General features: G+C 40.1%; 15 protein-coding genes. All 15 read left to right on the forward strand.

Features of this window, described 5'->3' with window-relative positions; translation table 11 throughout:
* The first annotated feature begins 63 nt into the window (after positions 1-63).
* The 15 genes from BV902_RS03170 (at position 64) to BV902_RS03240 (ending at position 26,675) form a co-directional block, all read left to right on the forward strand.
* Positions 64-2,412, forward strand: a complete 2,349-nt coding sequence (locus BV902_RS03170) for a GH92 family glycosyl hydrolase (protein ID WP_075990749.1) — start codon at positions 64-66, stop codon at positions 2,410-2,412.
* A gap of 10 nt (positions 2,413-2,422) precedes the next feature.
* Positions 2,423-3,145, forward strand: coding sequence for a basic secretory protein-like protein (locus BV902_RS03175; RefSeq protein ID WP_075990750.1), 723 nt, complete (start codon positions 2,423-2,425; stop codon positions 3,143-3,145).
* A 10-nt stretch (positions 3,146-3,155) separates the two neighbouring features.
* Positions 3,156-5,450: a GH92 family glycosyl hydrolase gene (locus tag BV902_RS03180; RefSeq protein ID WP_075990751.1), complete on the forward strand. Its 2,295-nt coding sequence runs from the start codon at positions 3,156-3,158 to the stop codon at positions 5,448-5,450.
* Between the two features lie 603 nt (positions 5,451-6,053).
* Entirely contained in the window at positions 6,054-8,987 is a 2,934-nt protein-coding gene (locus tag BV902_RS03185; RefSeq protein ID WP_075990752.1) for a SusC/RagA family TonB-linked outer membrane protein, read from the forward strand.
* 10 nt (positions 8,988-8,997) lie between these two features.
* Positions 8,998-10,512 carry a RagB/SusD family nutrient uptake outer membrane protein gene (locus BV902_RS03190; RefSeq protein ID WP_075994599.1) on the forward strand — a complete coding sequence of 505 codons (1,515 nt, stop codon included), beginning with the start codon at positions 8,998-9,000 and terminating at the stop codon, positions 10,510-10,512.
* Between the two features lie 11 nt (positions 10,513-10,523).
* The gene (locus tag BV902_RS03195) at positions 10,524-11,627 is read left to right on the forward strand and encodes a fasciclin domain-containing protein (RefSeq protein WP_075990753.1); all 1,104 of its coding nucleotides are present in this window, start codon (positions 10,524-10,526) and stop codon (positions 11,625-11,627) included.
* A 22-nt stretch (positions 11,628-11,649) separates the two neighbouring features.
* Positions 11,650-12,762, forward strand: a complete 1,113-nt coding sequence (locus BV902_RS03200) for a DUF5007 domain-containing protein (RefSeq protein ID WP_157625870.1) — start codon at positions 11,650-11,652, stop codon at positions 12,760-12,762.
* 11 nt (positions 12,763-12,773) lie between these two features.
* Positions 12,774-15,929, forward strand: a complete 3,156-nt coding sequence (locus BV902_RS03205; RefSeq protein ID WP_237241933.1) for a SusC/RagA family TonB-linked outer membrane protein — start codon at positions 12,774-12,776, stop codon at positions 15,927-15,929.
* 12 nt (positions 15,930-15,941) lie between these two features.
* Entirely contained in the window at positions 15,942-17,489 is a 1,548-nt protein-coding gene (locus BV902_RS03210) for a RagB/SusD family nutrient uptake outer membrane protein (protein WP_075990755.1), read from the forward strand.
* A gap of 11 nt (positions 17,490-17,500) precedes the next feature.
* Positions 17,501-18,271, forward strand: coding sequence for a fasciclin domain-containing protein (locus BV902_RS03215; protein WP_075990756.1), 771 nt, complete (start codon positions 17,501-17,503; stop codon positions 18,269-18,271).
* 27 nt (positions 18,272-18,298) lie between these two features.
* Positions 18,299-19,915, forward strand: a complete 1,617-nt coding sequence (locus BV902_RS03220; protein ID WP_172840639.1) for a DUF5008 domain-containing protein — start codon at positions 18,299-18,301, stop codon at positions 19,913-19,915.
* 16 nt (positions 19,916-19,931) lie between these two features.
* A complete protein-coding gene (locus tag BV902_RS03225) occupies positions 19,932-21,668 on the forward strand; it encodes an alkaline phosphatase family protein (protein WP_075990758.1) in 1,737 nt (578 codons plus the stop codon).
* Positions 21,669-21,684: 16 nt separating this feature from the next.
* On the forward strand, positions 21,685-23,055 hold the full coding sequence (locus BV902_RS03230; RefSeq protein WP_075990759.1) for a discoidin domain-containing protein: 1,371 nt from the start codon (positions 21,685-21,687) through the stop codon (positions 23,053-23,055).
* 44 nt (positions 23,056-23,099) lie between these two features.
* Positions 23,100-24,143, forward strand: a complete 1,044-nt coding sequence (locus BV902_RS03235; protein ID WP_172840640.1) for a PKD domain-containing protein — start codon at positions 23,100-23,102, stop codon at positions 24,141-24,143.
* 258 nt (positions 24,144-24,401) lie between these two features.
* A complete protein-coding gene (locus tag BV902_RS03240; protein WP_335682257.1) occupies positions 24,402-26,675 on the forward strand; it encodes a GH92 family glycosyl hydrolase in 2,274 nt (757 codons plus the stop codon).
* The last annotated feature ends 16 nt before the right edge of the window (positions 26,676-26,691 follow it).

Here is a 26,691-nt window from a genome sequence, read left to right on the forward strand (position 1 = left end):
AATATTCTTTTTTATATCTTTACTAATACGTTTTAGTAGAAATATTTTTATATATCCTAAATAATGAAGAAATCTTTAAGTGTTTTTCTAGGGTCGTTATTGTCTTTGGGTTTGTTTTACGCAAAACCGGTTTTGGCTCAGAAATTTAGAGGACAGCAGCTAGAAGCTGTCGATCTTGTTAATCCATTAATGGGTACCGAATCCAAATTTGAGTTGTCCAATGGTAACACCTATCCCTCGATTGCGAGACCTTGGGGAATGAATATGTGGACACCACAAACAGGGAAAAATGGCGACGGATGGCAGTATCAATATACCGCTGATAAGATTCGTGGATTAAAACAGACTCACCAGCCATCACCCTGGATGAATGATTACGGTGTTTTTTCTATCATGCCTGTAACTGGAAAGCCTGTATTTGATCAAGATGAGCGTGCGAGCTGGTTTTCGCATAAAGCGGAGATTGTAAAACCGTATTATTATTCGGTTTATCTAGCGGATCACGATGTGACTGCAGAGATGACACCAACAGAACGCGCAGCCATGTTTAGGATCTCGTTTAATAAAACAGACGATGCTTATATTGTTTTGGATGCTTATGAAAAGGGATCTGAAGTTCAGATTATTCCAGAAAAAAATATGATAATTGGTTATTCTTCGAAATATGCACGCGGTCCACTGCCAGCTAATTTCAAGAATTATTTTGTTTTGGTTTTTGATCAACCTTTTGCAAGTGTCGCTACTTGGGAAGGCAAAGAGAAGAAGGATGGACAACTTCAGATCAAAGGTGATCACACTGGTGCAATCGTCGGGTTTAAGGTAAAAGACAAAACAAAACCAGTGCAGGTGAAAGTAGCGTCTTCCTTTATCAGTGCCGAACAAGCCTTATTAAACTTAAATGAGTTAGGTAACAAATCTTTTGATCAAATAAAAGAAGACGGACGTCAGATCTGGAATTCGACCTTAGGGAAAATTAAAGTAGAAGGTGATGATATCGATCAGTTGCGCACGTTTTATTCGACCATGTATCGGACTTTATTTTTCCCGAACAAGTTATATGAAATTGATGCGCAAGGAAAGGCTGTACATTACAGTCCATATAATGGAAAAACACTTCCTGGTTATTTATTTGGAGGGACAGGCTTTTGGGACACTTTTAGAGCGTTGTACCCATTCTTAAACTTTATGTATCCTTCCATTAATAAGGAGATGCAAGAAGGTTTACTTAACGCGTATTTAGAAGGGGGCTTCCTTCCTGAATGGAGCAGTCCAGGATATGCTGATATCATGGTGGGTAATAATTCCGCTTCGGTGGTTTCGGATGCTTATATGAAGGGATTGCGCGGTTATGATATCAATAAGTTATACGAGGCTTTACAACACGGTGCTAATAACGAAGGACCAATGAGTGCGGTTGGAAGAAAAGGCGTTGAATATTACAATAGTTTGGGTTATGTGCCATATGATGTTAAAATCAATGAAAATGCAGCGCGTACATTGGAATATGCCTATGACGATTTCACGATCTACCAATTGGCAAAAGCATTGAACCGTCCGAAGGCTGAAATTGATTTGTATGCTAAGCGTGCACAGAACTATAAGAATTTATTTGATCCATCGACCAATCTTATGCGTGGAAAGAATAAAGATGGAAAATTCCAGGCCCCTTTTAATCCATTAAAATGGGGTGACGCATTCACAGAAGGAAATAGCTGGCATTATTCGTGGAGCGTATTTCACGATGTTCAGGGACTTATCGATCTGATGGGAGGAGAAAAGACTTTTGTGAGTATGTTGGATTCGGTGTTTGTTCAGTCGCCAGATTTCGACGATAGCTATTATGGTGGTATTATCCATGAAATACGTGAAATGCAAGTTGCGAATATGGGGCAATATGCACATGGTAATCAGCCAATTCAGCATATGCCATATTTGTACAATTATGCTGGCCAACCTTGGAAAACACAATATTGGGTGCGTCAAGTGATGGACCGAATGTATAAGCCTACACCTGATGGCTATTGTGGTGATGAAGATAATGGTCAAACCTCTGCATGGTATGTTTTTTCAGCGCTGGGATTCTATCCGGTTTGTCCGGCGACGGATGAATATGTGCTCGGAGCTCCATTATTTAAAAAAGCGACCTTAACATTTGAAAATGGTAAGACATTGACTATTGATGCACCAAAGAACTCAGCTGAAAATGTATATGTAAACACATTGCAAATGAATGGTAAGGATTATGGTAAAAACTGGTTAAGTCACAAAGCATTGCATGAAGGTGGCACACTTAATTTTGACATGGCGGCAAAACCCAATTATACAAGGGGATCGTCCAAAAATTCAGTGCCTTATTCAATGACAACGGATTTGCAAACAAATATCAAGTTGAAATCGAACAAAAAGAAATAATCATTGGGTTATGATAAACTTTAAAAACTTAAAAGTAGTTGTTACCGTATTTGGTTTGGCATACTCTTGTTCACTTTTCGCGCAGGACAACTGGAAACATACAGAAAACGACCGAAAATTGGCTGTGGATGTTGATAGTATCAGTAAAGGTGGGTACACCCTGATTTGGATAAATAAAGACAAAGATTTTAGTGCTCCTTTAAAAGAAAGGTTGGTGGCGGCATATTTTACAAACTATCCTAAACTAGCCAAGAAATATAATAAAAAGACCATTAAAAAGGTGTCTTTCGTTATTGATCCGGACTATAAAGGTGTGGCAGCGACAGCGGGCGGGATTGTCCGTTACAGTCCAGCTTGGTTTGCCAAAAATCCGGGCGATATTGATGTGGTTACCCATGAGGTAATGCATATTGTCCAAGCATACCCCGATGGGGCGGGCCCTTGGTGGATTACCGAGGGGATAGCCGATTTTGTGCGATTTGATGATGGAATAGATAATGCTGGAGCAAATTGGAAGCTGCCAGAATATAACGAAAAGCAGAAATACACAGATTCTTACCGTATTACAGCGCGCTTTTTGTACTGGATCAATCTACATGTAAAGAAGGATTTTGTCAAAAAATTGGATGCGGCGATGCGTAGCAAAAGCTATAGTGATGCTTTTTGGAAAGTGGAGACGGGTAAAACTATTGATGAGCTGTGGGCCGATTATAGCCAAAATCCCAAACTATAATTCATAAGCGATGAATATCAGAAGTTTAGTCTTTTTGGGATTATTTAGTGTCCCATATCTATTAAAGGCACAAGAAACTAAATTAGTTCAGTATGTCAAACCGCTCATCGGTACGGCAAAAATGGGGCATACTTTTCCGGGGGCGACAGTTCCATTCGGTGCTGTACAATTAAGCCCTGATACGGATACATTATCGTATGCTGTAAATGGGCGGTATAACGGCGATGTTTATAAATATTGTGCTGGTTATCAGTATGATGATCCAACGATTGTCGGGTTTAGTCATACGCATTTTAGCGGTACAGGTCACTCCGATCTTGGTGATATACAGATCATGCCGACACAGGGAAAAGTCCAATTAAACCCGGGTACAGCTGATCGACCACAAGATGGTTATCGATCACCATATTCGCATGCCAACGAACGGGCTGAGGCCAACTATTACAGTGTTTTACTGGATAAACATCAGATTAAAGCTGAATTAACGACAACAACACGTGTAGGACTGCACCGTTATACGTTCAAAGAATCAAATGCATCACATCTTATTGTAGACTTAACTGCTGGGATCTATAATTATGACGGCAAGAATGTTTGGACCGTTGTCAAGGTCTTGAACGATTCAACCCTGGTAGGCTACCGCCAGACAAACGGTTGGTCAAGAACCCGCACCGTATACTTTGCGATAAAGACATCAAAAGCTTTTAAGAATTACGGCGCCAAATATGAAGATGGAAAATCTGTCTATAATGGTTTCTGGCGTAAGTTTGATCAACAGAACAATTTCCCTGATCTTGCAGCACACAATATTAAGCTTCACTTGGATTTTGATACAAAAGCACAAGAGGCCATCCTTCTGAAAGTAGCTTTAAGTCCAGTAAGCATGAAGAATGCATTGGCCAATATGGAGGCTGAGGCTCCGGACTGGAATTTTGACGGCTACGTTAAGCAAGGGCAAAACGCCTGGGAAAAGGAGTTGCATAAGATAGAAGCTGAAATGTTGAACAAGGAAGACCTTGTCAATTTTTATACAGCTATGTACCATGCAAGCTTAATGCCGACGGTGTATATGGACAGCAATGGTGAGTATAAAGGGTTGGACCAGGAGGTGCACCGTGCTGAAGGCTTTACGAATTACACCTCATTTTCTTTATGGGATACCTTTAGGGCCTTTCATCCGCTGTTGAATCTAATAAACCCCTCTCGTAATGCAGATATTGTGGCATCCATGATGGCTCATTATGATCAGAGTGTATTGAAAATGTTGCCGATCTGGTCGCATTATGCAAATGATAACTGGTGCATGAGTGGCTATCATTCCGTATCGGTTATTGTTGATGCTATCCTCAAAGGTGTTTACAAAGGTGATGCTGAGGCTGCATTAGCAGCTTGTGTACAAACAGCAAATACACGTCAGTACGAGGGGATTGGGGCTTACATAGATAAGGGATATGTTCCTGCAGATGTATCGGGAACATCTGTTTCTAATACATTGGAATATGCGTATGACGATTGGTGTATAGCGCAATTAGCGAAAAAATTGGGAAAAGAGGATATTTACACGACCTTTTCCAAAAGGGCTGAAAGTTGGAAATCACTCTATGATTCCACTATTGGATTTATGCGTCCGAAGAATTCGGCGGGTAAATTTCAAGAGAAATTTGATGTTTTGGATACACATGGACAAGGATTTATTGAAGGTAATTCATGGAATTACAGCCTGTATGTGCCGCATCAACCTACTGAAATGATGGTATTAATGGGAGGCAAAAAACGTTTAGAGTCTTATTTGGATTCACTGTTTACCATGGAATTACCGGATAAATATTTTGAACATACGGAGGATATTACCCGGGATGGCATTATCGGAAATTACGTGCACGGAAATGAGCCTTCCCATCATGTGGCATACTTGTACAATATAACCAAGAGTCCCTGGAAAACTCAGGCACGTGTAAGACAGATCATAAGGAATCAGTATCATAATGGTCATGCGGGCTTAGGGGGAAATGATGACTGTGGACAAATGTCTGCTTGGTATTTATTTACTGCATTAGGCTTCTATCCGGTGGCACCTGGGGAAGATAACTATTGGATTGGCAGTCCTTTGGTAAAATCGGCAAAGGTTAATCTTGAAAACGGACGCAGTCTTTCTATAGTTGCCCGTAACCAGTCTGAGAAGAATGTTTACGTTAAATCCGTTTCTTTAAATGGGCGGAAATTGGCTGATTTTCTATTACCCTATAGCAGCATTATAAATGGCGGTGAATTAATCTTCGAGATGAGTAATAAACCGAACAAATAATAGTAACGATAGATTACTATAATAAAACCCCTCTTTTACGAGGGGTTTTTATTTTTTTTTTCTACAATCTGAATGAGCAGTGCTATCAATCTGGTATTCATATAATTGCTAAGCTGTCCATTCGTTTTTAGATTCGTTTGTGCCATGAAGTTACAATTGAAAAAAAAATTAATTTAAAATTCCATTTTAGCAAAATCATATTTTTTCTACGTAAAAATCCAGTTTTTAAGCTATAAATTACTTAATGCTAGTGACTAAACCAGTTTAGCAAATAAAGAAAATTTCACTGATAATTTTTTTTTCTCATTTTTCTATATATCTTCAATATAACCAAGAGAGATTAGTGCTGACCAATTAAGCAAACCGACTCGTTTTGACATTTCATTCTGTTGTGTTATGCTAAAACGTTTTTATATTTTAAACTTAAAACCTTAAATTATGATGTTAATCCTATTTGATACTGCATAATATCAATTTTGGATGGGAATCGAACAATTTTCCTATCCCGAAAAATCAATGAATTTTCATCTCTTTTTTGAGGTGATTTTAACCAGTTATAGTAGAAAAGTGAAAATAACCTAATTATATATCATTCATATGTACATGATAAAAAAAAGGTATTTGGATAGGCTTATTCTTTTAGGGTGGTCCTGTGCCTGTTATTCTTTTGCTTTTGGTCAAGATAAGGTGTTGTCACCATCCGATAGTCTTAAGCTTCAGATTGGAACTTCAAAATTGGATTCAATATTTCAGATTAAGACTAGCCAAGTAAATCCAATAGAAATAAAAAAACAGGCGTTATTACCTTACTCTTCCTTAGCACAATACCTAAAAGGAAATAATACTGGGCTTTATGTAACTGAACCTTCCGGGGAATCGGGTACCAAGCAGCCAATGTATTTTCGTGGTATTTCGAGGCCATTGTTCTCTGATATCGACGTATTTCAGAATCAGCCATTAGTTGTTGTGGACGGAGTTCCTTTGGTTGGAGAACATCCCTTTGCTTATGCCGTTCAAACCTATGACCTAGAGCGTATTGGCCCAGCTACCAATTTATTAGCGAATATTAATATAGACATGGTTAAGTCTATTGAAGTATTAAAAGATGTTGCCGCGATTGCGATGTATGGTCCAAACGCTGCAAATGGAGCTATAGTTGTTCGTACGAAAGAGTATAAAGCGGATAAAAGCAATCGGATAGCGGTCAATATGTATACAGGTTTGGCCGAGCGTCCACATGTCACAACAATTAATGGCGAATACGAAAATAAATTCAGAAAGCAGTTTTATGATCTGTATACCTCCAATGGCAAATATAATAACGGCGATTCATACCCTGTGTATTTAAGCGACTCGCTCAACATGAATTATTTTGGAAAATCCGATTGGACGGACTCTTATTACAATAGTGGTTTGGTTTACAATTTGAATGCAAATTTATCAGGTGGTGGGCCACGTGCAAATTTTCAATTTGCAGCGGGCTCAACACAGGATAAAGGCGTGGCTGATCAGGTAAAATTGAATAAATATTATGCTTTGTTTGGGCTCAATATGCGGCCGATGACTTGGCTGACGTTCTCCATGCAGGCAAATATAGCTCGACTCGATCGTAATCGTAATCTGAACCTGCGGGATAGGTTTGCCCAGTTAGCTTATTTTCCGGATCTGTCGGCCCCCTTGTCGCCCAATAAGGAGGTCTACAATGAGTATTTAAGTTATTATAAAAAGGGCTTTGACAACAACAAGACGAACGTAGTGCAGGGATACGGAAAGTTGCAGTTTGATTTTGGAAATTTTCATTTTCTTTCGACAGGGATGGTCGATTATAATGAAGGCTATAGAGATCAATTCTATCACAGTAAGCTAATGGAGTCCAATAATTTTGCTTCAAATTACTATGGCTATAATCAGCGGGCAGTATTTGACAATAAAGCTTTTTATGACTGGAATATCAATGCGGAGAGCAAATTAAACCTGTTGGTCGGCAATAGTTTGCAATGGGATACCTATCGTTACAATTATGCCTACGCTTACAAGGGGGTAAATGATTTTATTAAGGTGAATCTGTTGGAGGATAATATCAATCTTCCCAATTATCTCGAAGCTACTGCATACCCCAAGGCGCTTATATTTAAATATTTAGATCGTATTCGCCACAACTTAGTTTCATTTTATGGAAAAGCGACTTACAACTATGATAACAAGGTGGAGACATCGCTTTTACTCCGTTCGGATGCATCCTCTAATGCACAACCGGACGCCCGATGGATTTTTACGCCTTCGTTGTCGATAAATTGGAATATTAAAAACAGCTATTTCAATACAAACACGAACTTGAAAGAGCTTACTGCTCGTCTAAGTGCGGGGCGTATTGGACTAAGCAATGTTTTTGACGACTTTGCTCAAGGACCTAATTATGTTGCGCAAATGGGATTTACCGGTAATCAGCTTATAGCCGGATACAATGCCATCGCGGGATTGGTAAGACCTTATGAGTCAGGCTGGGTTGGATACAATATCCCTTGGGCGTATACTGACCAGGGCAATCTGGGCTTGGATTATGCAATTCAAAAGAAAAACTTCCATGTTTCCCTTGATGTCTATGTAAAGCAAACAAAGAACCAGCTGATTAATATTCCTTCCTATAGCGAATATGGTTATAAATCAAGCTATGCGGCAGGAATGAATGTGCAGAATGTTGGAGCAGAATTAACCATTGGACTTGATCCTATTCAATCCGAGCGGTTTAAATGGTCTAGCGCGCTCAATATTTCGCATAATCAGAATAAACTGAAGGCATTGCCTAATGGTCTAGATCGTCTTGTGATCGGTAATAATCTCCTGGAGGTAGGGAAACCCTTAGACCAATATTGGTTGCTTGCTAATGAAGGTATTTACAGGACAGATGCTGAAGTTCCACAAGGGATGACCTACAATGCGATTCAACTACGCGCAGGTGATCCTATTTGGAAGGATCAAAATGGCGACAATACGATCGATGATGGCGATCGGACGTTGCAGGGCCATCGTTTGCCCGCTGTATTTGGCAATTGGTATAACAATTTTGTGTTTGGAAAATGGGACCTGGGGATTAACCTGTATTATAATATTGGTCGGGAGCTTATCAATCAAGAAATGGCTAATCGTTTTGATTTTATCAACAATGAAGGTGCTAAAAAACTGGATGCGATCAAAGAGATTACGTATTGGGAAAAAAGGGGGGATTATAGTAAATACCCATTGTATAATCCCTGGAGTACTGTCATTGCTTATCAGGCCGATCAAGATCTTTTCTTAGAGAATGCTTCATTTGTTAAAATAAGGGCGATTACGTTGGGTTATAACTTGACTTCTCTTTTGGCGGGTCGAACTCAGGCCATTAAAAATGCTTATGCCTATGTGTCTGCTAATAACATTGCAACGCTAACGTCTTACAGTGGTGTAGACCCTGAGATCGTGGATTACACGGGGTATGATATTGGGTCAAAAATGCGGATCCCGCGAATTTATACCTTAGGAATAAAGATTGACTTTTAAACGAAAAGAAATGAAAAGATATCATCTCATATTTAGTGTTATGCTATTATTCTTGATGCTTCTGGGAGGTTGTAAGAAAATGTTGGATATTGACTCTTCTCGTACAGTCAAAGAAGAGAATATGTGGAATGCTTTGGAGGACACACGTGCAGGTCTGATGGGAATCTATGGTTTAACCAAAGCGGCTTTGGACGACAATAATGCGTATTGGCTGTATGGAGAAGTTCGGTCGGGGGATTTTGAGAGCCCTAATCGGCAGGATCTAAAAGCAATTATTAAGAATGACCTCAAAGCGAATTATGAATCGCTGAATGCCCTTTCCAATTGGAGGCGGTGGTTTGCCGTAGTTAATGCCGCTAATATTTTTATGGAGCGTGCACCGGAAGTGCGGGAAAAGGACATGCGTTATACTGAAAATAATTTGGTCGTAGATGTGGCGCAGGCCCGATTTTTACGTGCGTATGCCTATTTCAATATGGTGCGTATCTGGGGCGATGTACCCCTGATACTAAACTCTCATGATGGAAGTTTTGAGAATAAAGCGAAAGAAGACCGTTTGAAACTGTATGCTTGGATTGAAAAAGAAATGTATGATGCTGCCCAATTGTTACCCTATTCCTATAGTACAGGCGATGAACAGCAGATTGGGGATTATTACAATGAATCATCAGGCCGATGGAATGGTGCCTTGGTGAGAAAGCTTTCTGCTTATGCTATTCTGGCACATTTAGCGGCTTGGCAGGGCAATTATGCCGATGCAGCTTCCTACTCACAGTTTGTTATGGATAATTATACCAAAGCGGGAGCCTATTATTTATCCACATCTTTTTTAACAGATGGTAATGGCTTCTTTTTCGAGAAGAGATCAGAGCAAATGTTTTCATTTCCGTACATATGGGCACATGTGGAGGCATCGTTTACAGGTCATATTGAAGAGCTTAGTCTAGCGTCGCCTGTTGTCAATAAGTCAGTTCCCGACATATATATGCCGAAAGAAACGATTTTAAAAACATTCAACGAGAAGAAGGACCAACGGTTTAGCATTGATACACTTGGAGCCCCAACCACAGAAGTGTATTTCCGGAATTTCAATGGGAAATACCCAATTTTTAGCAAAATCAAGTGTATTATGGGAGGTTCTTCTGATCCTACGTTTCGAATTTTTACCAGTGCTACAGTTTTGACACGTTTAGAAGATATAGCGCTTTTACGCGCAGAATCTTTAGCCGTGTTGGGTGAAAAATCTACTGCCATTGAACTGTTAAATGAGATTAGAGAGCGGAGAGGGCTTAAAGTCTACAGTGAAACTGTAAACGGTGATTTGGTGGATGCGATTTTTTTAGAACGAAAGAGAGAATTGATGGGGGAAGGGCATCGTTGGTATGATATGATTCGCCGAGAAAAGATAAAACATGACAATCCCCAATTGGCCCAATTGATAGCCAATGATGGGATCTATTGGCCAATTGCTCGAGAGATTCTCGCACAAAATAAGTTGATCGAACAAAATGCTTATTGGAAGTAAAGGAGTTAATTATGAGAAATAACCTATTTATACGTGGTGTATATGCACTCTTAATGACAGCTCTGCTGTATGCTTGTGCCAAGGATAAAGGCTATTATTCGCCCGTATCTCAGGAACCAGTCTTTAAAGGTAATTTATATAGCTATCTTAAAAGTAAACCTGGTGTATATGACTCTCTCGTTAAAGTCATTGATCGAATTGGCCTGCAAAAGAAATTGGAAGATAGTACTGTGACACTTTTTGCACTGACCAATTCCAATTTTCAATTAGCTATCCAAAACCTGAATAATACATTAGCTGTTTCGGATAAGCCTGCACAGTATCTAAACTCAGTTAAATATGAAATATTGGATTCCCTGTTGTGCCAATATATTATTCAAGGAAAAATTGCAAGTGATTCCCTCCTTAATCAGGATGGGAAAGATGTATTGGGGATTCGCTATGGCTATCCAATGCATATTGGCTTGAACAAACAGGCCTCGTCAGGCTTCCTGAATGGAGGTCCTACGATTGTTGATTTATCAGATACAAGACGATCCGTTTTCAATCGTAATTGGGTGACGACCGAGACAAGCTCATTAAATATTCAGACAGATAATGCTATAGTTCATGTATTAAACCCGGATCATGTGTTTGGTTTTAACAAATTTGTCAGTCAGATTATTTATATCCCACCACCTGAAAATCTGTTCAAGACAATCGGTGGCGAGTGGTTTACGTCAAAAGAGGCTTCTGGCGGTCCCGATGCTGTTGAAGCAGCTAAATATGTCTTTGATGGTAATCCTGAAACCAAATTCTTTCTATCAAGTCCGGGTCGTTTTTACCTCGAATGGCAATTTCCTACTGCTGTAGTAGCCAATAGTTATACACTTAGATCCGCGAATGATCTCCAGGATCGGGATCCGACAGATTGGACCTTGCAGGGCTTGGATGAGGAAGGGAACTGGATCCTATTGGATTCTAAGCAAGGCGAAGAGTTTGATGAACGATTCCAGTTGCGTGTATTCTTTTTTACGAACACCAAAGCTTACAAAGGTTATCGTTTGAATATTGCGCGTATGTATAATGGTAACGATTTCCAGTTGGCGGATTGGACAATGAACCGCAATCAATAAATCTATTTAAGAATCTATGGATATGAAAATTTCTAGAAGTTATAGAACAATATGTAGCGGGACATACCGTCTTGGTTTGTTGGCTCTGTTATGTATGGGTTTAAATGGATGTAAGAAAATCTATAATCTGCCGGATGAAAAGGACTTTTTGAGTGTCAACTTGACCTATGATGGTAAATCTTTTTACCCCGTCTTGGGACGGACGAGTCGTATGGGGACGGTCAATACAGATCATTCAACAACTCCGCTACATTTTGAAATTGTAAATCCCCGCTATGGTGATGGGAGGCCTTATACGGATCTTTTCCAGGTAAAACCGGTCTATGAGTGGATATCCCGGTATGATGGGACAGAGAAAAATCTGGAAGAGATCGAGGCGAAACGTAAGTTGGTGAACCGGCCTCTTTTTGAGGTTGACTCAACAGGTACCTTTATTTTGTGGAACTCCTCTACCAATGAATTGATAGAACCACGTTCGAAGGATAGTGTTGATCTTGTTCAAAATATACGCTATTTTGATCTTAAAATATCCAATTCAGGGGGAAGCACGATCGTAAAGGACTTTATGATTTTGCCTTGGCGGGTACAGGATTATGATCCCTATTCCGACAAAAATCCGTATGATGGTGAAATTGCGCCTGATCCGAAGGATCCTAAAAATCCGAATAAGAAAAGCTATATCTGGCCTTCCTATATGGCCAACGTCAATGGTGAAACTTCCAATCGCCCCTTGCAGACAAATGATGATTTTAAGGACCTGGTTATTTATATACGTCGTTTTACGGGGGGAAATGGACACAACTTACGTTTCGTTTTCTTGGATAAGGATGGGAAGACCATGAATCCAGACAATTTTAATGAAACAAAGTGGAATGAAATTGTACATGGTTTTAACATGAAAAAGACCGCTGATTATGTACAGTATGATGTGGCTTATCCAATTCCACTGACGAGTTATCCAACTAAATATTTAAATGGAAACATGGCGAAAGTAGACTTTAGTTATTCCAGGAAAGGATTTGGTGGCGATTTAATCACCGCATCATTTGGTTTGAACTTTAGGATTTTTACCAAGGGCGATTGGGAAATTGTTTTCCATTTTCAACGAGAGAACCCACGATTTGAGAACGAATAATAGCGAACATTATGCAAATAAAAATAGTATATCATAGTTGTATTCTGGTACTCTGCATGCTGCTGTCTGTTGGTGCTTTTGCACAAGCTATCATTATGTCGGGAAAAGTAACAGATAATAAGGGGCGGCCATTGGCCGGTGTTACCGTGCGTTATGGGAAATCCGGAAAGGAGGTGACAGCTACAAACTCATCAGGAATCTTTAGTGTGACAACTACGACGGGGACGTCTGTTGCTTTTCGGTTGATTGGATATGATGGCGTTGCAATTACTGCACGTGCCGATCGTAATGTCGTTATTCATATGAAAGAATTAGAAAACCAGATGGATGAAGTCGTTGTAAGGGGCTATGTTAATCGGCCAAGAGAAACGACAACAGGGGCTTCTACAAAGATCAGCGGTAAGGATTTGCAAGATATTCCTGCTGCTAATGTGGAAAATTTATTGCAAGGAAAAGTTGCAGGTTTAAATATCCAAAATAACACGGGGGCTCCGGGATTCAGAGGGTCAACACAGATCAGGGGACTTTCGACACTCAGCGTTTCAGGTAGCGGTGATCAATCTTTTTTAACGCCAACATCACCTTTATATGTGATCGATGGCGTTCCGATGGATGCCGATCGGGCAAATGAACTCGGCCTCAGTCAACAGGGGCCTGGTATTAGCCCATTATCTTTGATCCCTCCCGAAGATATTGAGAGTATTGAGGTGCTCAAAGATGCTCAGGCGACTTCTTTGTACGGTTCATTGGCGGCCTATGGTGTGATCATTATTAATACGAAAAGGGGGAATTCGGAAGTGCCACGCGTCCGATATACAGGCAATTTTTTCATGAAAACACCGCCCAAATTGCGTGCAACACTTGGCGGAAACCTCGAACGGCGGCTCAAATTGTTACAGATTTATAGTAACGCACTATCTCAGTTTGATCTCGATCGAATTTCACAAACCCCTATGTTGTCAGATAGTCTAAATCCGTATTATAATAACTCAACCAATTGGCAGGATCTTTTTTATACCACAACTTATAATCAGACACATAACGTGGCCATTGATGGTGGGAATCAGAAGTTGAATTATAAAGCGAACTTAAACTATTATAATGAAAATGGGATCATCAAAAATACAGGTTTCGATCGTTATATGGCCAATATGCGGTTTGAGTACTACCCTACGGAAAAATTTAAGTTTATCGCTCAATTGAATGCATCATTAGGTTCGAAGAGTAAGGGAAATGGTCTTGGGATATTACAATCTGGTGTTGCGACAAATGGCGAGTATTCCACCTTATTGCCGGGTCCGTCCTTTTATCTCGCATCTTCGGGCTACAGCTCTGCTTTAAAAACAAAAAATGATAATTCATCGAAGTCAATTAAGCCTTTCATAGAAGCATCCTATGAATTTGTTCCAGGATTACGGGCAACAACGACTGTAAGTTATGAGTCAACGTCAGATAACGAGAGTACGTTTACGCCTGCCGCAGCAAATGGACAATTTGCTCAAGTGTATGCTTACTATGGCCGGTATAATTCATTGTATAATCGGAATTCGATCAATTACAGTCATACATTTAATGAAAAGCATACGGTATTTTTTAATCTATTTAACGAAGTCCGGACGCTGGAAAAACAAGCGAATGCGGCATTGCAAGCCCGTACGCCAAATGATCAATTTGAAGGACCTCTTGGTTTTGATGGATATTTCTCTAAAGGCGGGGGGGTATTGAGTCGAGGTTTTGGAAAAGAAAGAGGAGTGTCGTTTGCTGTTGCTGGAACCTACGATTATATGAAGAAATATGTGATTGATCTGTCGTATCGCATGGACGGATCCTCACAGAATGGTTTTGGGAACCTGTATACCAAAAATCCCGCCGTGGGTTTGCGGTGGAATGCTTATCATGAGGAGTTTTTAAAGGATGTTGAGTGGATCAATTTATTGTCTATTCGCTCAAGTTGGGGTGTAAATGTAATGCCTAACAGTACGTTAGAACGTGTTTATGGAAAATATGATATCACAGGTGGGTATAACGACAAGATTGGTATCGGGATCAATTATGAACAAATTCCCAATCCGGATCTGAAACCAACCACCACAAGCCAAATCAATGTGGGTTTAGACCTTGCTTTCTTTCAAAATCGCTTTGAACTAAATTATGATACCTATTACAAAAAGGTCGATAATTTGCTGTTCGAGGAAAAATTGTCAACCTCGCTTGGCTTTGATAAAGTCAATAGTAATTCGGCTGCAATAGCGAATTATGGACATGAACTTGCTGTTTTATTTAGACCATGGACGGAGGGGCGTTTTACGATGTCAATTGGTGCAAATGGAGCCTATAATCGCGATGTACTGCTCAAACTTCCGGAGCATTATGGGGGGCAATTTGTACGTTGGGAGAATGATGATGAATATAAACAACATGTTGTTTTCAGAGTGGGAACCTCTTCTATGTCTAATTACATGTTATTGAACCGTGGTGTTTATAGTACAGATGCCGATGTCCCGGTAGATCCGGTGACGGGGCGACGTTATCGAATGGCAAATGGTACAGAGTTTCAGGCCGGGGATCCTATCTTCGCGGATTTGGATGGAAACTATATTTTAGATGAAAACGACTATGCACGTACAGGAAATTCGCAGCCTTTAATTACAGGGGGGGTACAATTGAATTTCAATTATAAGCATGAAACATTGGGCACATTTGGTCTTAATCTATGGGCATCATATACTGCAAAACGTACCATCTTAAATAATGGTTTGGCCAAGCGACTACAGCTAATGAGCGATCCCTATGGCAACAAAGTTGTTGTTCCGCTGAACGATATCGATATGTGGCAGCAGCCCGGAGATATTGCCCAGTATCCGTATGCCTATGATTATCGCAGATACGCGAGTATCAATCCATTTCGCATGGATCAAGATCTATGGGCAGAGGACGGATCGTATTTTAAAATTAACAGTGTCAGCTTGTCCTATATGTTTACAAAGGCTGCCTTGGCGCGATATGGCTTAGAGCGTCTCAGGGTATTTGTATCCGCTGAAAATATTGCAACATTTTCAAAGTACAGTGGGCCAAATCCTGAAAATGTGAGTAGTATGGGACGAGATGTTTCCAATGGGTATCCTGTACCTCGGCAGTACAATATAGGTGTTAATGTTGATTTCTAATAGGCTGATCGTATGAAAATTAAACGGAATTTTGGAAGAATAGTATTTGTGCTAGGTTTATGCACAATGCTTTTTATGGGCTGTAAAAAGTTTTTGACTGTAGAGCCTATTGATCGGCTCACTGGTAACAATTTCTACCAATCTAAAGAAGATGTAGAAGCCAATATAGCGCGTATTTATAGCCAGTTTTTTGAAAAATTGAATGAATCTTGGGTAATGGGCGCTATAGGAGAGGCGCGGTCCGGCGAAATCTTCCCTTCGCCAACATCGGGCACAGACCGTATGATTCTTCGGGACCTAGGGACAAACAATATGAATGCTGTCTATCTGAATACACTAGATGGCGGGCGCTCAAGTGGTTATGCCATGTATAAGGTTTCTTTTTGGGATACCTATTATAAGGTCATTCAAAGTTGTAATATCTTAATTGCTAAACTGGAAGAAGGGATTCCTGGACTATCTGCTGCAGACAAGGATCGCTATAAGGCTGAAGCTACTTTTATGCGTTGCTTGAGCTATTTCTGGATGGTCCGACTTTATGGTGATGTGGTCTATTATACAGAAGCTTATTTTGCAAAACAACTTCCCCGCGAAGATATGGTATCTGTTATCACCAAGTGTATTGCCGATTTGGAGTCGGTCAAGGATATTATGCCTTGGACTTTTGGTGACGCCTCTCAACGGGGCGCTCGGGCAAGCCGGGGGAGTATAATTGCATTGCTGATGCATATGAAAATGTGGAACGCCAATTTTGATTCGGGCAACTCAGCGAAGTATTACGAAAGTGTTGCAAGTTTAGGTAAGGAGCTGCGTGCAAGCGGCGTACATCATCTGTACAAATTAACGGCAGAGGAATGGGCTAAAGTCTCCAAAGGACGTACCGAAGAATCATTGTTCGAATTTTACCGTACCATCAACTATGGAGATCAAAATAATGCCTATGCACCATTGTGGGATCATTTTCTTCGATGGCCTTATAAGTTTCCCCGGTACAATCAACAAAATAGCATTGCCTATTATTCATCCGTTTTTATGTATCGTATTTATCCCTTAAATGGTCCGGCGGACAAACGGAAAGATCTTTGGTACGAGGATATGTACGCAGATAATGGACAATTTGTACTGAAAAAATTTGCCGCAAATGTATTTGCATCCGGCAATGAAGACTCTAATCCCGATAATACATTTATGATATTTCGCTATGCTGATGCGCTACTCTTAGAGGCTGAGGCGTTGGCGAATCTAGGCGGGTCACGAGAAGCTGAGGCTATTGCAGTCCTCAATATTGTTCGGGATCGTGCAGAGGCTCCACGCTATGCGGGCGGTGGTGCGGATCTTAAGAATTTCATTTTTGAGGAACGCTGCCGAGAATTGATCGGTGAGGGGGTTCGATACTTTGACTTGATTCGGACAAGACGAATATTAAATCCGCAATGGACCATGACTCCCATGACGATCGATCAATACAATCGTCGCGCATGGACTTGGCCACTGGATGCTTCGGCTAAAAATTTTAATTCAAAAATTGTGTTGAATGGTTATTGGACTGGAGGAAACTAAATAGGTGTATTATGAAGAAAGATAATATTAGCGGATATGTGTTTATGATGATTGTGGTATTGCTTTGTAGTTTGGCATCCTGTAAACAGGATGAATATTACGAAGACGGTGGCTTGGCACAGGCGAAATTTAATGGATCAATTATGGCGTATTTGGATTCAAAGCCGAGGGAATTTGATACGATAGCACAAATCATACGTTTAGCTGGGCTTGAAGAGGATTTTAAGACCAAGGAGTTCACCTTTTTTGCTCCTCGGGATGAAAATATCAAGACATTAATAGGACAGGCAAAGGGAACTACGGTCGATAATATATACGGTGTCAATGGCACGCTTTATACTTTGGGACGGGATACGATCAAAACGCTGGCAGATGTTGATAGTACCATTTGGCGAAAATACTTATTGCGTTATATGTTTAGCGGTAAGCGTAAGTTGATGGACTATCCACAAATCGATTTTGATCTCCTGAATGTTTATAAAGGTCAAAATTATACAGCATTAGGGAATACCGTGTCTAATATTGGTGTGGTCTATAATGATGCCATTAATGATTCCGATAAAAACAACATAACCCGGCTAAAATATATGGGCTATAGGCAGCTCTATATCTCTTATATACCGGACGTCAGTAGACCAATGGTCTGGATTTCATGCCCAATAGCCTCATCGGATATTCAACCGGATAACGGAGTTGTTCATGTGATAGACTATACCAAATCAAGGTTTGGGTTTCGAGAATATGATATTATGTTAGATATATTGGAGAGTAAGCGTTATTAACCAGATGTAGATTAAATTATGAACGTTATGTACAAAATTATGGGCAGATATTTGGCTCTATTGTTTATGATCCCCCTCTTTTTCGGATGTAATAAAGAAGATAAAACTTTTTCGGCTCCTTATGAAGAAGGCTTGCCGGCACTGGGTATAGAAATTAATCCAACGGATAAAATGCAGCCTGAATCAGGAAAAATTGGCACAGAGACGATTATGCGCTTTAAAGGGCTTGATAAATATAAAGATAAGGCCATTGTAAGAGTAAACGGGGAAAAGGCGGAAATTGTGGAATTGACAGCAGATCATGTTAAACTCAAAGTTCCCCCTTTTGCGAGTACAGGGGTACTCTCGGTAACGATTGATGATATTGTCTTTTTTGGACCACAATTTACGGTCCTAGGAAATGTGTCTGTAGATGCAACCTTTCAAGTCGGTGTAGGCACAAACGGGACGGTTTCAGATGTCATCTTTTTGGAAGACGGTAAAATGATCTTTACGGGAGCTTTTACAAATTATAATAATAAAGGCGCAATACGACCCATTAATCGTTTGGTGAGAACATTTGCTGATGGTACTTACGATGCGAGTTTTAGGATAGGTACTGGAGCCAATAATTCATTAAACAGCATCTTAAAATTAGGGAACTACTACTTTCTGGCAGGTTCGTTTTCGGGGTATGGTCAGCGGAATTCAGATATCAGTAATTTGACACGAATTTATACGACGGGTGCCATCGATACCATGGGTATTAAACCATTTCGTCGGCCGGGACAAGCAGATACACTGAAATATTATCCGACTTTTAATGGAGGATTTGATGGCAATGTTGGTAATATTTATGAATCTGACGGGAAAATCTTAGCGACAGGGAATTTTAGATATTATATCCGTCGCACCTACGGTAAACCTAATAAGCTAGAAACAAGAGATACTGTTATCCTAGATAGCACGGAGATTAGGCATGTCGCTCGATTGAATCTCGATGGTACCTTGGATAAGACGTTTCGATTTGCTGCTGATGGTAAGCCTTTTACCGGCGGAAATGGGGCAGTAGCATCGGTTTACCATAATGCTGGTGTTTTAAAAGGAAAGATTTTAGTATATGGGTCTTTCAATCGCTTTGACGGACAGTCTAAAGGCTATATTACACGGCTAAATGCTGATGGAACCCTAGATGAAACATTCAATACGGGGGGGGCAGGAGCCGACTATAATGTGTTTTCGGTGACGTATAATAGCCTAACAAATAAATACTTGGTTGTGGGCGCATTTAGCAAGTATAATGGTTCAACGGCCATAAAAGTAGTGCTGTTGAATGCAAATGGTACGCTGGATCCTACTTTTAAGGCCAAGACTTTCGAGGGCGGAGAGCCCGCAAGTGCGATGCAATTAAATGATGGCTTAATTGTGGTAGCTGGAGATTTTGCACGCTATAATAATGTCGCGCGAAATGGCTTTATGATCCTAAATCCTAATGGGGAATTAAATAGTGATTACAATACATCGGGGTATTTCTCCGGATATGTTAATAAAGCCGTTGAAACTAAAACAGAGGATGGGAAACGCGCATTGCTTTTGATGGGCTCCTTTGATAGGTTTAACAATGAAGAGGTTCATAATCTGATTCGAATTAAATTGGAACAATAACTTAAACTTTAAACTGATGAGATTTAAAGATAATTTTCGAAATATTAAGCTATGGCTACTGTCTTTGTTGTTCTTATCGACAGTACTGTCTTGCAAGGAAGAATTCGGACGGTTGATACCGGATAATGAAGGGCAACAAGATACATTGGATTTAGTGTATGGTAAGCCGAAGGTATTGCTGTTGATTGTTGACGGCGCTAGAGGCGAATCTGTTCGCACAGCAAATATACCCGTTATGAATGGTTTGTTAAATCATGCTATTTATTCATGGGTTTCGTTGAGCGAAGAGCATGACGATCTAAATGGAACGGGGGCTGATCTAGCCAATATTATTACTGGAGTGAGTCAAAATAAGCATTTGGTCATCGGCGATAATTTTAATAATAATAACTTTCAGACTTTTCCGACCGTTTACACAAGGATAGCAGCGAATGCAAAGAGTACTGAATTTAAGGTGTACAGTAGCTCTAAGTTATTTGTTGATCATTTGGCACCTGTTGCGGCGGCTAAACTTGAAAATTCGGATGCAGAAGTTGTGAATGGAGTGAAGGAAGGACTAAAACTTCCCGAAATCACCATGTTGACTGCTCATTTTACAGCAGTTGATAAGGCTGGAAAAGCAAGTCAATATGATAACAGTAGTGCCAGCTATAAAACCGCAATAGAGAATTTTGATAAGCAGGTTGGAGAAATCACCAAAGCGCTAGAACAACGCTCTACTTATAAAAAGGAGAATTGGTTGGTCATTATCACTTCAAGTAAAGGAGGACCCTTTGAAATCCCTCCCGCGCAGAATGACAATACGATCTTTAGCAATCCGAATGTCAATACCTTCACGATTTTCTATTCACCGAAATACAATTCGAGGTATATCAATAAACCTTATTTAGGGAGTCGTTTTTCTGGTGATTTTTTAAGGTTTAAAGGCGGTGTCTATGCAGAATTGACTGAAGGTGATAATCCAGTATTTGATTTGGGCGATAAAGAGGAATTTACGATTGAATTAAAAGTTAAGAAGAATAAGGGACCCAATAATACATATAGATTTCCCAATTATCCATCTTTTATTGGTAAGCGGGAGAAATGGGAATCAGGGGCACCAACAAATGGATGGATTATGGCTTTTAAGGAGGATTATTGGATGTTTAATGCGCGAGGTCCTAATGGCAGTGGCGAGGTGAACGGTCCAAAATTGAACAATGCAACTTGGAATAATGTGACCATTGTTGGGTCAATAACGAGTGACGGGAAGCGTATAGTTAAAACCTACACAAATGGTCTTCCCGGCAATGAGATGGATATCAGTTCATGGGGTGCTATCAGCAGTCCTGAGAAATTTAGATTGGGGTCGATCAATGGAGGAAGCAATTGGAACGAAGGCGACTACTATTTGGCTGACGTACGATTCTGGAAGGTTGCTTTGCCTTTGGCGGTTATTTCACAGTACAATTGTCAGGTGGGGATCAATGAGGACCATCCTTACTTTCCAAATCTTGCTGCGAATTGGCCTGTCGTCGGAACTGTTTCCGATGGTGTACTTTACGATGAGGGGCCTTATGGGAACACATTGGAACTTAGTAGTTCCACGTATGAAATTTCCAAACTCAATGATTTCCTTTGTGCCCCTTCTGTTGAAACAATAAGCACCTTAGTGCCCAAAAATACAGATATAACAGCGCAAATATTTAGTTGGCTACAGATCGCTAGACAGGAGAATTGGCAATTGGATGGACGAGTTTGGGTAGATAAATAATCTAAAAAAAGAGACCATGAAAAGACTTTTTTATTTTATAACAATATTTTTGGGCTTGAGTCAGTTTTTGGCCTGTTCAAAAAATGATCTGGAAGGGTTTAATTTACAGGGGGGAGCTCCTGTTCAAGTTATCGCAGAAGGAGGTGGGGAGGACTTAATCAAAACAAATGACTATGTACAGGTTCCGATGAAGGTTAAATTGAGTAGTCCGGCGTCACAGACTTTTGATGTTGAACTCCAATTGAATACCGATACAATCACCAAACTAATTGAGTCGGGAACTTTAAAGGATGCTATTGCGCTCCCCAATGCAGCATTTTCTTTCCCAAATGTCGTTAAGTTTCAATATGGTGCCGATACGACCTCTTTTTTATTGACGATTTCCCGAACCGAGATCGAACGTGTGTATGGCAAGAAATTTATACTGTCTTATAAATTGTCAAACCCTGGAAAAGGTAACCAATTGGGAAATCCCAATAGTGTCATTGTTACGTTGGATTCCAAGAACTTGCTTACGGCGGAAGATATCCATTATCTTTCGATAACCAATTCACCTGGCAATATTATCCTGGCTAGCGATCATAATAATTACAATACAACCCCTTCTGGCATTGAAATACCATTAGGTGTTTCGCTGGCTTCCTTTCCAAGCAGGTGGTTTTATGTGGAGGTGCGTGGAACGACTGATTCAATTGCGAACTGGATAGCGAAAAAGAAGGTTCCGGAGAATACCATAGGATTGCAAGAAAACGAATATGCTATTCCTTCACGCGTGCAGGTTTTGGGTAATAAGTCCGCAGCCGCTTTCAACATCTCGATTCCTTGGGATATTATCACAAAAAATAAAGATAGATATCTCGCTGTAACGGTCTACCTCAAGGATCCAACCCTGCATGTTATTAATCCACAGAAAAATTATACCACGATTTTGATTGATTGTGCCAAGGTTGTGGAATTTGACGTGACGGCTGAAGGCGCTTTAACCGTAAATCGGGATAATGATGGTGGCCCAAATGCAGGCGAAGGTAGTCTTAAATTGGTTGATAATCGCACGGATACTAAGTTTTTACAAGGCGGGTTTACAGGAGATCTACAATGTACGTTGACATTTACTCGAACACTGAAGATTGGCGCTTATACATTGACTTCAGGTAATGATGAAATTAGCCGGGATCCAAAAAGTTGGAATCTCGAAGGCTCTTTGGACGGTACTAACTGGGTCGTCATTGATACAAGAACCAACGAGAGTTTTCCAAATAGGCTTGAAACACGACGATTTAATGTGCAAAAACCAGGAAGCTATAAGTTCTATCGTTTAAATATTACAGAAAATGTAGGGAACCGTTTATTTCAATGTTCCGAATGGCGTATGATCGAATTTTTATAGGTATTGCGGAAACTATTTGTATAACAACAATGAAATTTACAACAATGAAATTAGGAAAATATAGCTATTATATATTCTTACTGTTTACCTTATTAGGATGCAGTAAAGAAAAGGAAGTGGTTGTTGACAAACCGCAGCTTCCCAATCCAGTTTCTGCTTTTTCTATTAAGCAGGTTGCGAAGGATGACCCATTTACTTTTGAATTTACAAATCAGTCAAAAGACTATACTGAAACACGTTGGAGCTTTGGGGACGATAGCACTTCGTCAAAAACCTCACCGCAACATACTTTTTTAGGTACGGGTGATTTCACTGTAAGACTTAAAGTACTCAATGAAAATGGCGATTGGGCCCAGCGGGACGAAGTCATTAAAATTGATGCAGAGAAGCTAATCCGATTCAATGCGACAAAGAACGGAACAGGAAAGTTGATCCTAAGTTATGCTAGTGATATTGCAGTTAAAGGAGTCATTTGGTCAAAGATGACTGATAAAGATAAATATGAGCAAGTTTCTGATAAGGAGAAAGCCGATATTTCGATTGAGGTGGGAAAATTCGAAACCTACCAGCTAAATGTAAAAACTCCTAAAGGATCTCAAATCGTCGTTACCAAGATGCTTACCGATCTTGGCATTATAAAAGACTGGACAAATATTGATAATACCTTTCGAATCTCTCAGGACAACTCGAGCGGCCCTGATGCAGGTGAAGGATCGAAGAAGTTAATAGATGGTGATACCAAGACGAAACTATTTATTGGTGGGTATCAACCTGGAATGTATTGGCAATTTGTATTCTATCAACCACAAATCATTAATGGTTATACCATAACAACCGGAAATGATTCTCCTGAAAGGGATCCTAAAGATTGGGAAATACAGGCCTCGGAAGATGGTGTGGCCTGGACAACGTTGCACGAAATGAAAGGAATTGGTTTTGGTACTATGCCAGCTGATAGAAATAAATCGGTCAATTTCACCTTTACGAATTCAAAACCTTACACTCATTATCGGTATGTTGTGAAATCAGTCTCCTCTGGATCAAATTTCCAAATGAGCGAATTTAGACTTTTGGAACTACCACAGTAGATCCAAAAGAACGAGTTCAGTAAGCTAGTTAGTAATAAGAGAGTGACTGGTTCAAAAAGTAGTCGTAGAGTATTCGCTTGAAAGAGGAATATTCTACGGCTATTTTTATGCTAGGTAGGGATACGATCTACTCTTTTTTTGTAACCATCTTGTGAAAAAGACCTGGGCAATCGACTATATTTAAATTTCTTACCTATATTTACTAATACGTTTTAGCTTTTTTGCTAATAATTTTAAGCTTAACCAAACGCTTCATTTATGTTTAATATTAAAAAACTAACAGGTAGTATTCTTTTTCTATTCGCGGCGCATGCTGGAATGGCGCAACAAACCTCGCCTGTTGATTTCGTTAACCCTTTGATCGGTACTGAATCGAAGTATGAATTGTCTAATGGCAATACTTATCCTGCGATCGCTCGGCCTTGGGGTATGAATTTTTGGACCCCGCAGACTGGAAATATGGGCGATGGCTGGGTATATACTTACATGGCAGATAAAATTAAAGGATTTAAGCAAACCCACCAGCCAAGCCCCTGGAACAATGATTATGGTCAGTTTTCAATCATGCCAATAACAGGCACACCGCAATTTGATCAAGAAAAACGGGCGAGCTGGTTTTCGCATAAAGCGGAAATTGCCAAACCTTATTATTATAGCGTCTACCTTGCGGATCACGATGTGACAACAGAATTGTCGCCATCACAACGAGCAGCGATCTTTCAGTTCACATTCCCCAAAACAGACAGTGCTTATGTTATTATTGATGCATTTGATAAGGGGTCTTATATTAAAGTAATTCCGCAGGAAAATAAGATTATCGGGTATTCAACAAAAAATAGCGGTGGTGTTCCAGAGAATTTCAAGAATTACTTCGTCATTACTTTCGATAGACCATTCTCCTACAAAGCTGCTGTTAAAAGTGGAGCGATAAATAAAGATGAATTGGAAATTCAGGACAATCACGCCGGAGCAGTTGTGGGTTTCTCTTCCTTGAAAAGAGGGGAAAAGGTCACCGCCCGTATTGCTTCTTCCTTTATAAGTTTTGAGCAGGCAGAACTTAATTTAAAAGAAGTGAAGTCCAAAACATTTCAACAGGTTGTTGACGAAGGTAAGGCACAGTGGAACGAAATCCTCGGGCGTGTACAGGTTGAAGATAACAATATTGACCGGTTGCGTACATTTTATTCTTGTTTATACCGCTCAACACTCTTTCCGAGGGATTTTTCTGAAATTGATGGAACAGGCAAGCGTATGCACTATAGCCCTTACAATGGGCAGGTCCTGCCTGGGGAAATGTTTACGGATACAGGTTTTTGGGACACCTTTAGAAGTTTGTTTCCCCTGTTGAATTTATTGTATCCGTCGATGAATGATCGGATGCAGGAAGGGTTGGTCAATGCTTATAAGGAGAGTGGTTACCTTCCGGAGTGGGCTTCACCAGGACATCGTGCATCGATGATTGGAAACAATTCCGCTTCTATTGTAGCAGATGCTTTGATTACTGATCGGAAAGGCTATGATAAAGACCTGTTATGGGAAGCGCTGAAGCATGGGGCCAATAGTGCCTATCCGAAACACTCTTCGACGGGACGCTTCGGTTATGAATATTATAATAAATTGGGCTATATACCTGCTGATGTAAAAGTAGACCAAAATGTAGCACGTTCACTGGAATATGCATACAATGACTGGTGTATTTATGAATTTGGCAAAGCATTGGGCAAACCGGAAGCTGAAACAGCTATTTATGCAACACGTGCGATGAACTATAAAAATCTGTTTGACCCAAGTACAAAACTTATGCGTGGAAAAAAAGCAGACGGATCGTTCGTCTCAGATTTTGATCCAAGTGCCTGGTCAAGAGAATATACGGAAGGAAATGCTTGGCATTGGAGTTTTTGTGTGTTCCATGACCCTCAGGGTTTAATTAATTTGATGGGTGGTAATCAATCATTTGTGTCCATGTTGGATACGGTGTTTGTTATTCCGAGTTATGAGGGTATGAAAAGTCGCGGAATGATCCATGAAATGCGTGAAATGCAGGTGATGAATATGGGGCAGTATGCGCATGGAAATCAGCCTATCCAACATATGCCCTATCTGTATAATTATGCTGCAGAGCCCTGGAAAGCACAATATTGGGTGCGCAAAATAATGGATAAACTTTATTTGCCTACACCAGACGGCTATTGTGGTGATGAAGATAACGGGCAGACTTCAGCCTGGTATGTCTTCTCTTCGCTGGGATTTTATCCTGTTTCTCCTGCCTCGGGCGAATACGTGATTGGTTCACCACAATTCGATAAGGTGACACTAAATCTCGAAAATGGGAAAAAAGTGAATATCCAAGCTAAACAACAGGGAGCAAATCAGGTCTACGTAGATCAATTAACTTGGAATGGAAAGCCTTATAGTCATAATTATATCCGTTATAAAGATTTATTGCAGGGTGCCAAACTTGATTTCAAAATGAGCGAAGCACCGAATAAAAATAGAGGTACAAAAAAAAGAAGATGCTCCATATTCCTTTAGTAACGAGAAAATAAAA

The organism is Sphingobacterium sp. B29, from assembly GCF_001952815.1.
Lineage (GTDB): Bacteria > Bacteroidota > Bacteroidia > Sphingobacteriales > Sphingobacteriaceae > Sphingobacterium > Sphingobacterium siyangense.

What these genes read in the sequence shown, in the direction of transcription:
- BV902_RS03195 (WP_075990753.1), top strand. Translation starts at nt 10,524, where the DNA reads ATGAGAAATAACCTATTTATACGTGGTGTATATGCACTCTTAATGACA.
- BV902_RS03240 (WP_335682257.1), top strand. Translation starts at nt 24,402, where the DNA reads ATGTTTAATATTAAAAAACTAACAGGTAGTATTCTTTTTCTATTCGCG.
- BV902_RS03170 (WP_075990749.1), top strand. Translation starts at nt 64, where the DNA reads ATGAAGAAATCTTTAAGTGTTTTTCTAGGGTCGTTATTGTCTTTGGGT.
- BV902_RS03185 (WP_075990752.1), top strand. Translation starts at nt 6,054, where the DNA reads ATGATAAAAAAAAGGTATTTGGATAGGCTTATTCTTTTAGGGTGGTCC.
- BV902_RS03215 (WP_075990756.1), top strand. Translation starts at nt 17,501, where the DNA reads ATGAAGAAAGATAATATTAGCGGATATGTGTTTATGATGATTGTGGTA.
- BV902_RS03210 (WP_075990755.1), top strand. Translation starts at nt 15,942, where the DNA reads ATGAAAATTAAACGGAATTTTGGAAGAATAGTATTTGTGCTAGGTTTA.
- BV902_RS03200 (WP_157625870.1), top strand. Translation starts at nt 11,650, where the DNA reads ATGAAAATTTCTAGAAGTTATAGAACAATATGTAGCGGGACATACCGT.
- BV902_RS03175 (WP_075990750.1), top strand. Translation starts at nt 2,423, where the DNA reads ATGATAAACTTTAAAAACTTAAAAGTAGTTGTTACCGTATTTGGTTTG.
- BV902_RS03225 (WP_075990758.1), top strand. Translation starts at nt 19,932, where the DNA reads ATGAGATTTAAAGATAATTTTCGAAATATTAAGCTATGGCTACTGTCT.
- BV902_RS03190 (WP_075994599.1), top strand. Translation starts at nt 8,998, where the DNA reads ATGAAAAGATATCATCTCATATTTAGTGTTATGCTATTATTCTTGATG.
- BV902_RS03230 (WP_075990759.1), top strand. Translation starts at nt 21,685, where the DNA reads ATGAAAAGACTTTTTTATTTTATAACAATATTTTTGGGCTTGAGTCAG.
- BV902_RS03205 (WP_237241933.1), top strand. Translation starts at nt 12,774, where the DNA reads ATGCAAATAAAAATAGTATATCATAGTTGTATTCTGGTACTCTGCATG.
- BV902_RS03235 (WP_172840640.1), top strand. Translation starts at nt 23,100, where the DNA reads ATGAAATTAGGAAAATATAGCTATTATATATTCTTACTGTTTACCTTA.
- BV902_RS03220 (WP_172840639.1), top strand. Translation starts at nt 18,299, where the DNA reads ATGTACAAAATTATGGGCAGATATTTGGCTCTATTGTTTATGATCCCC.
- BV902_RS03180 (WP_075990751.1), top strand. Translation starts at nt 3,156, where the DNA reads ATGAATATCAGAAGTTTAGTCTTTTTGGGATTATTTAGTGTCCCATAT.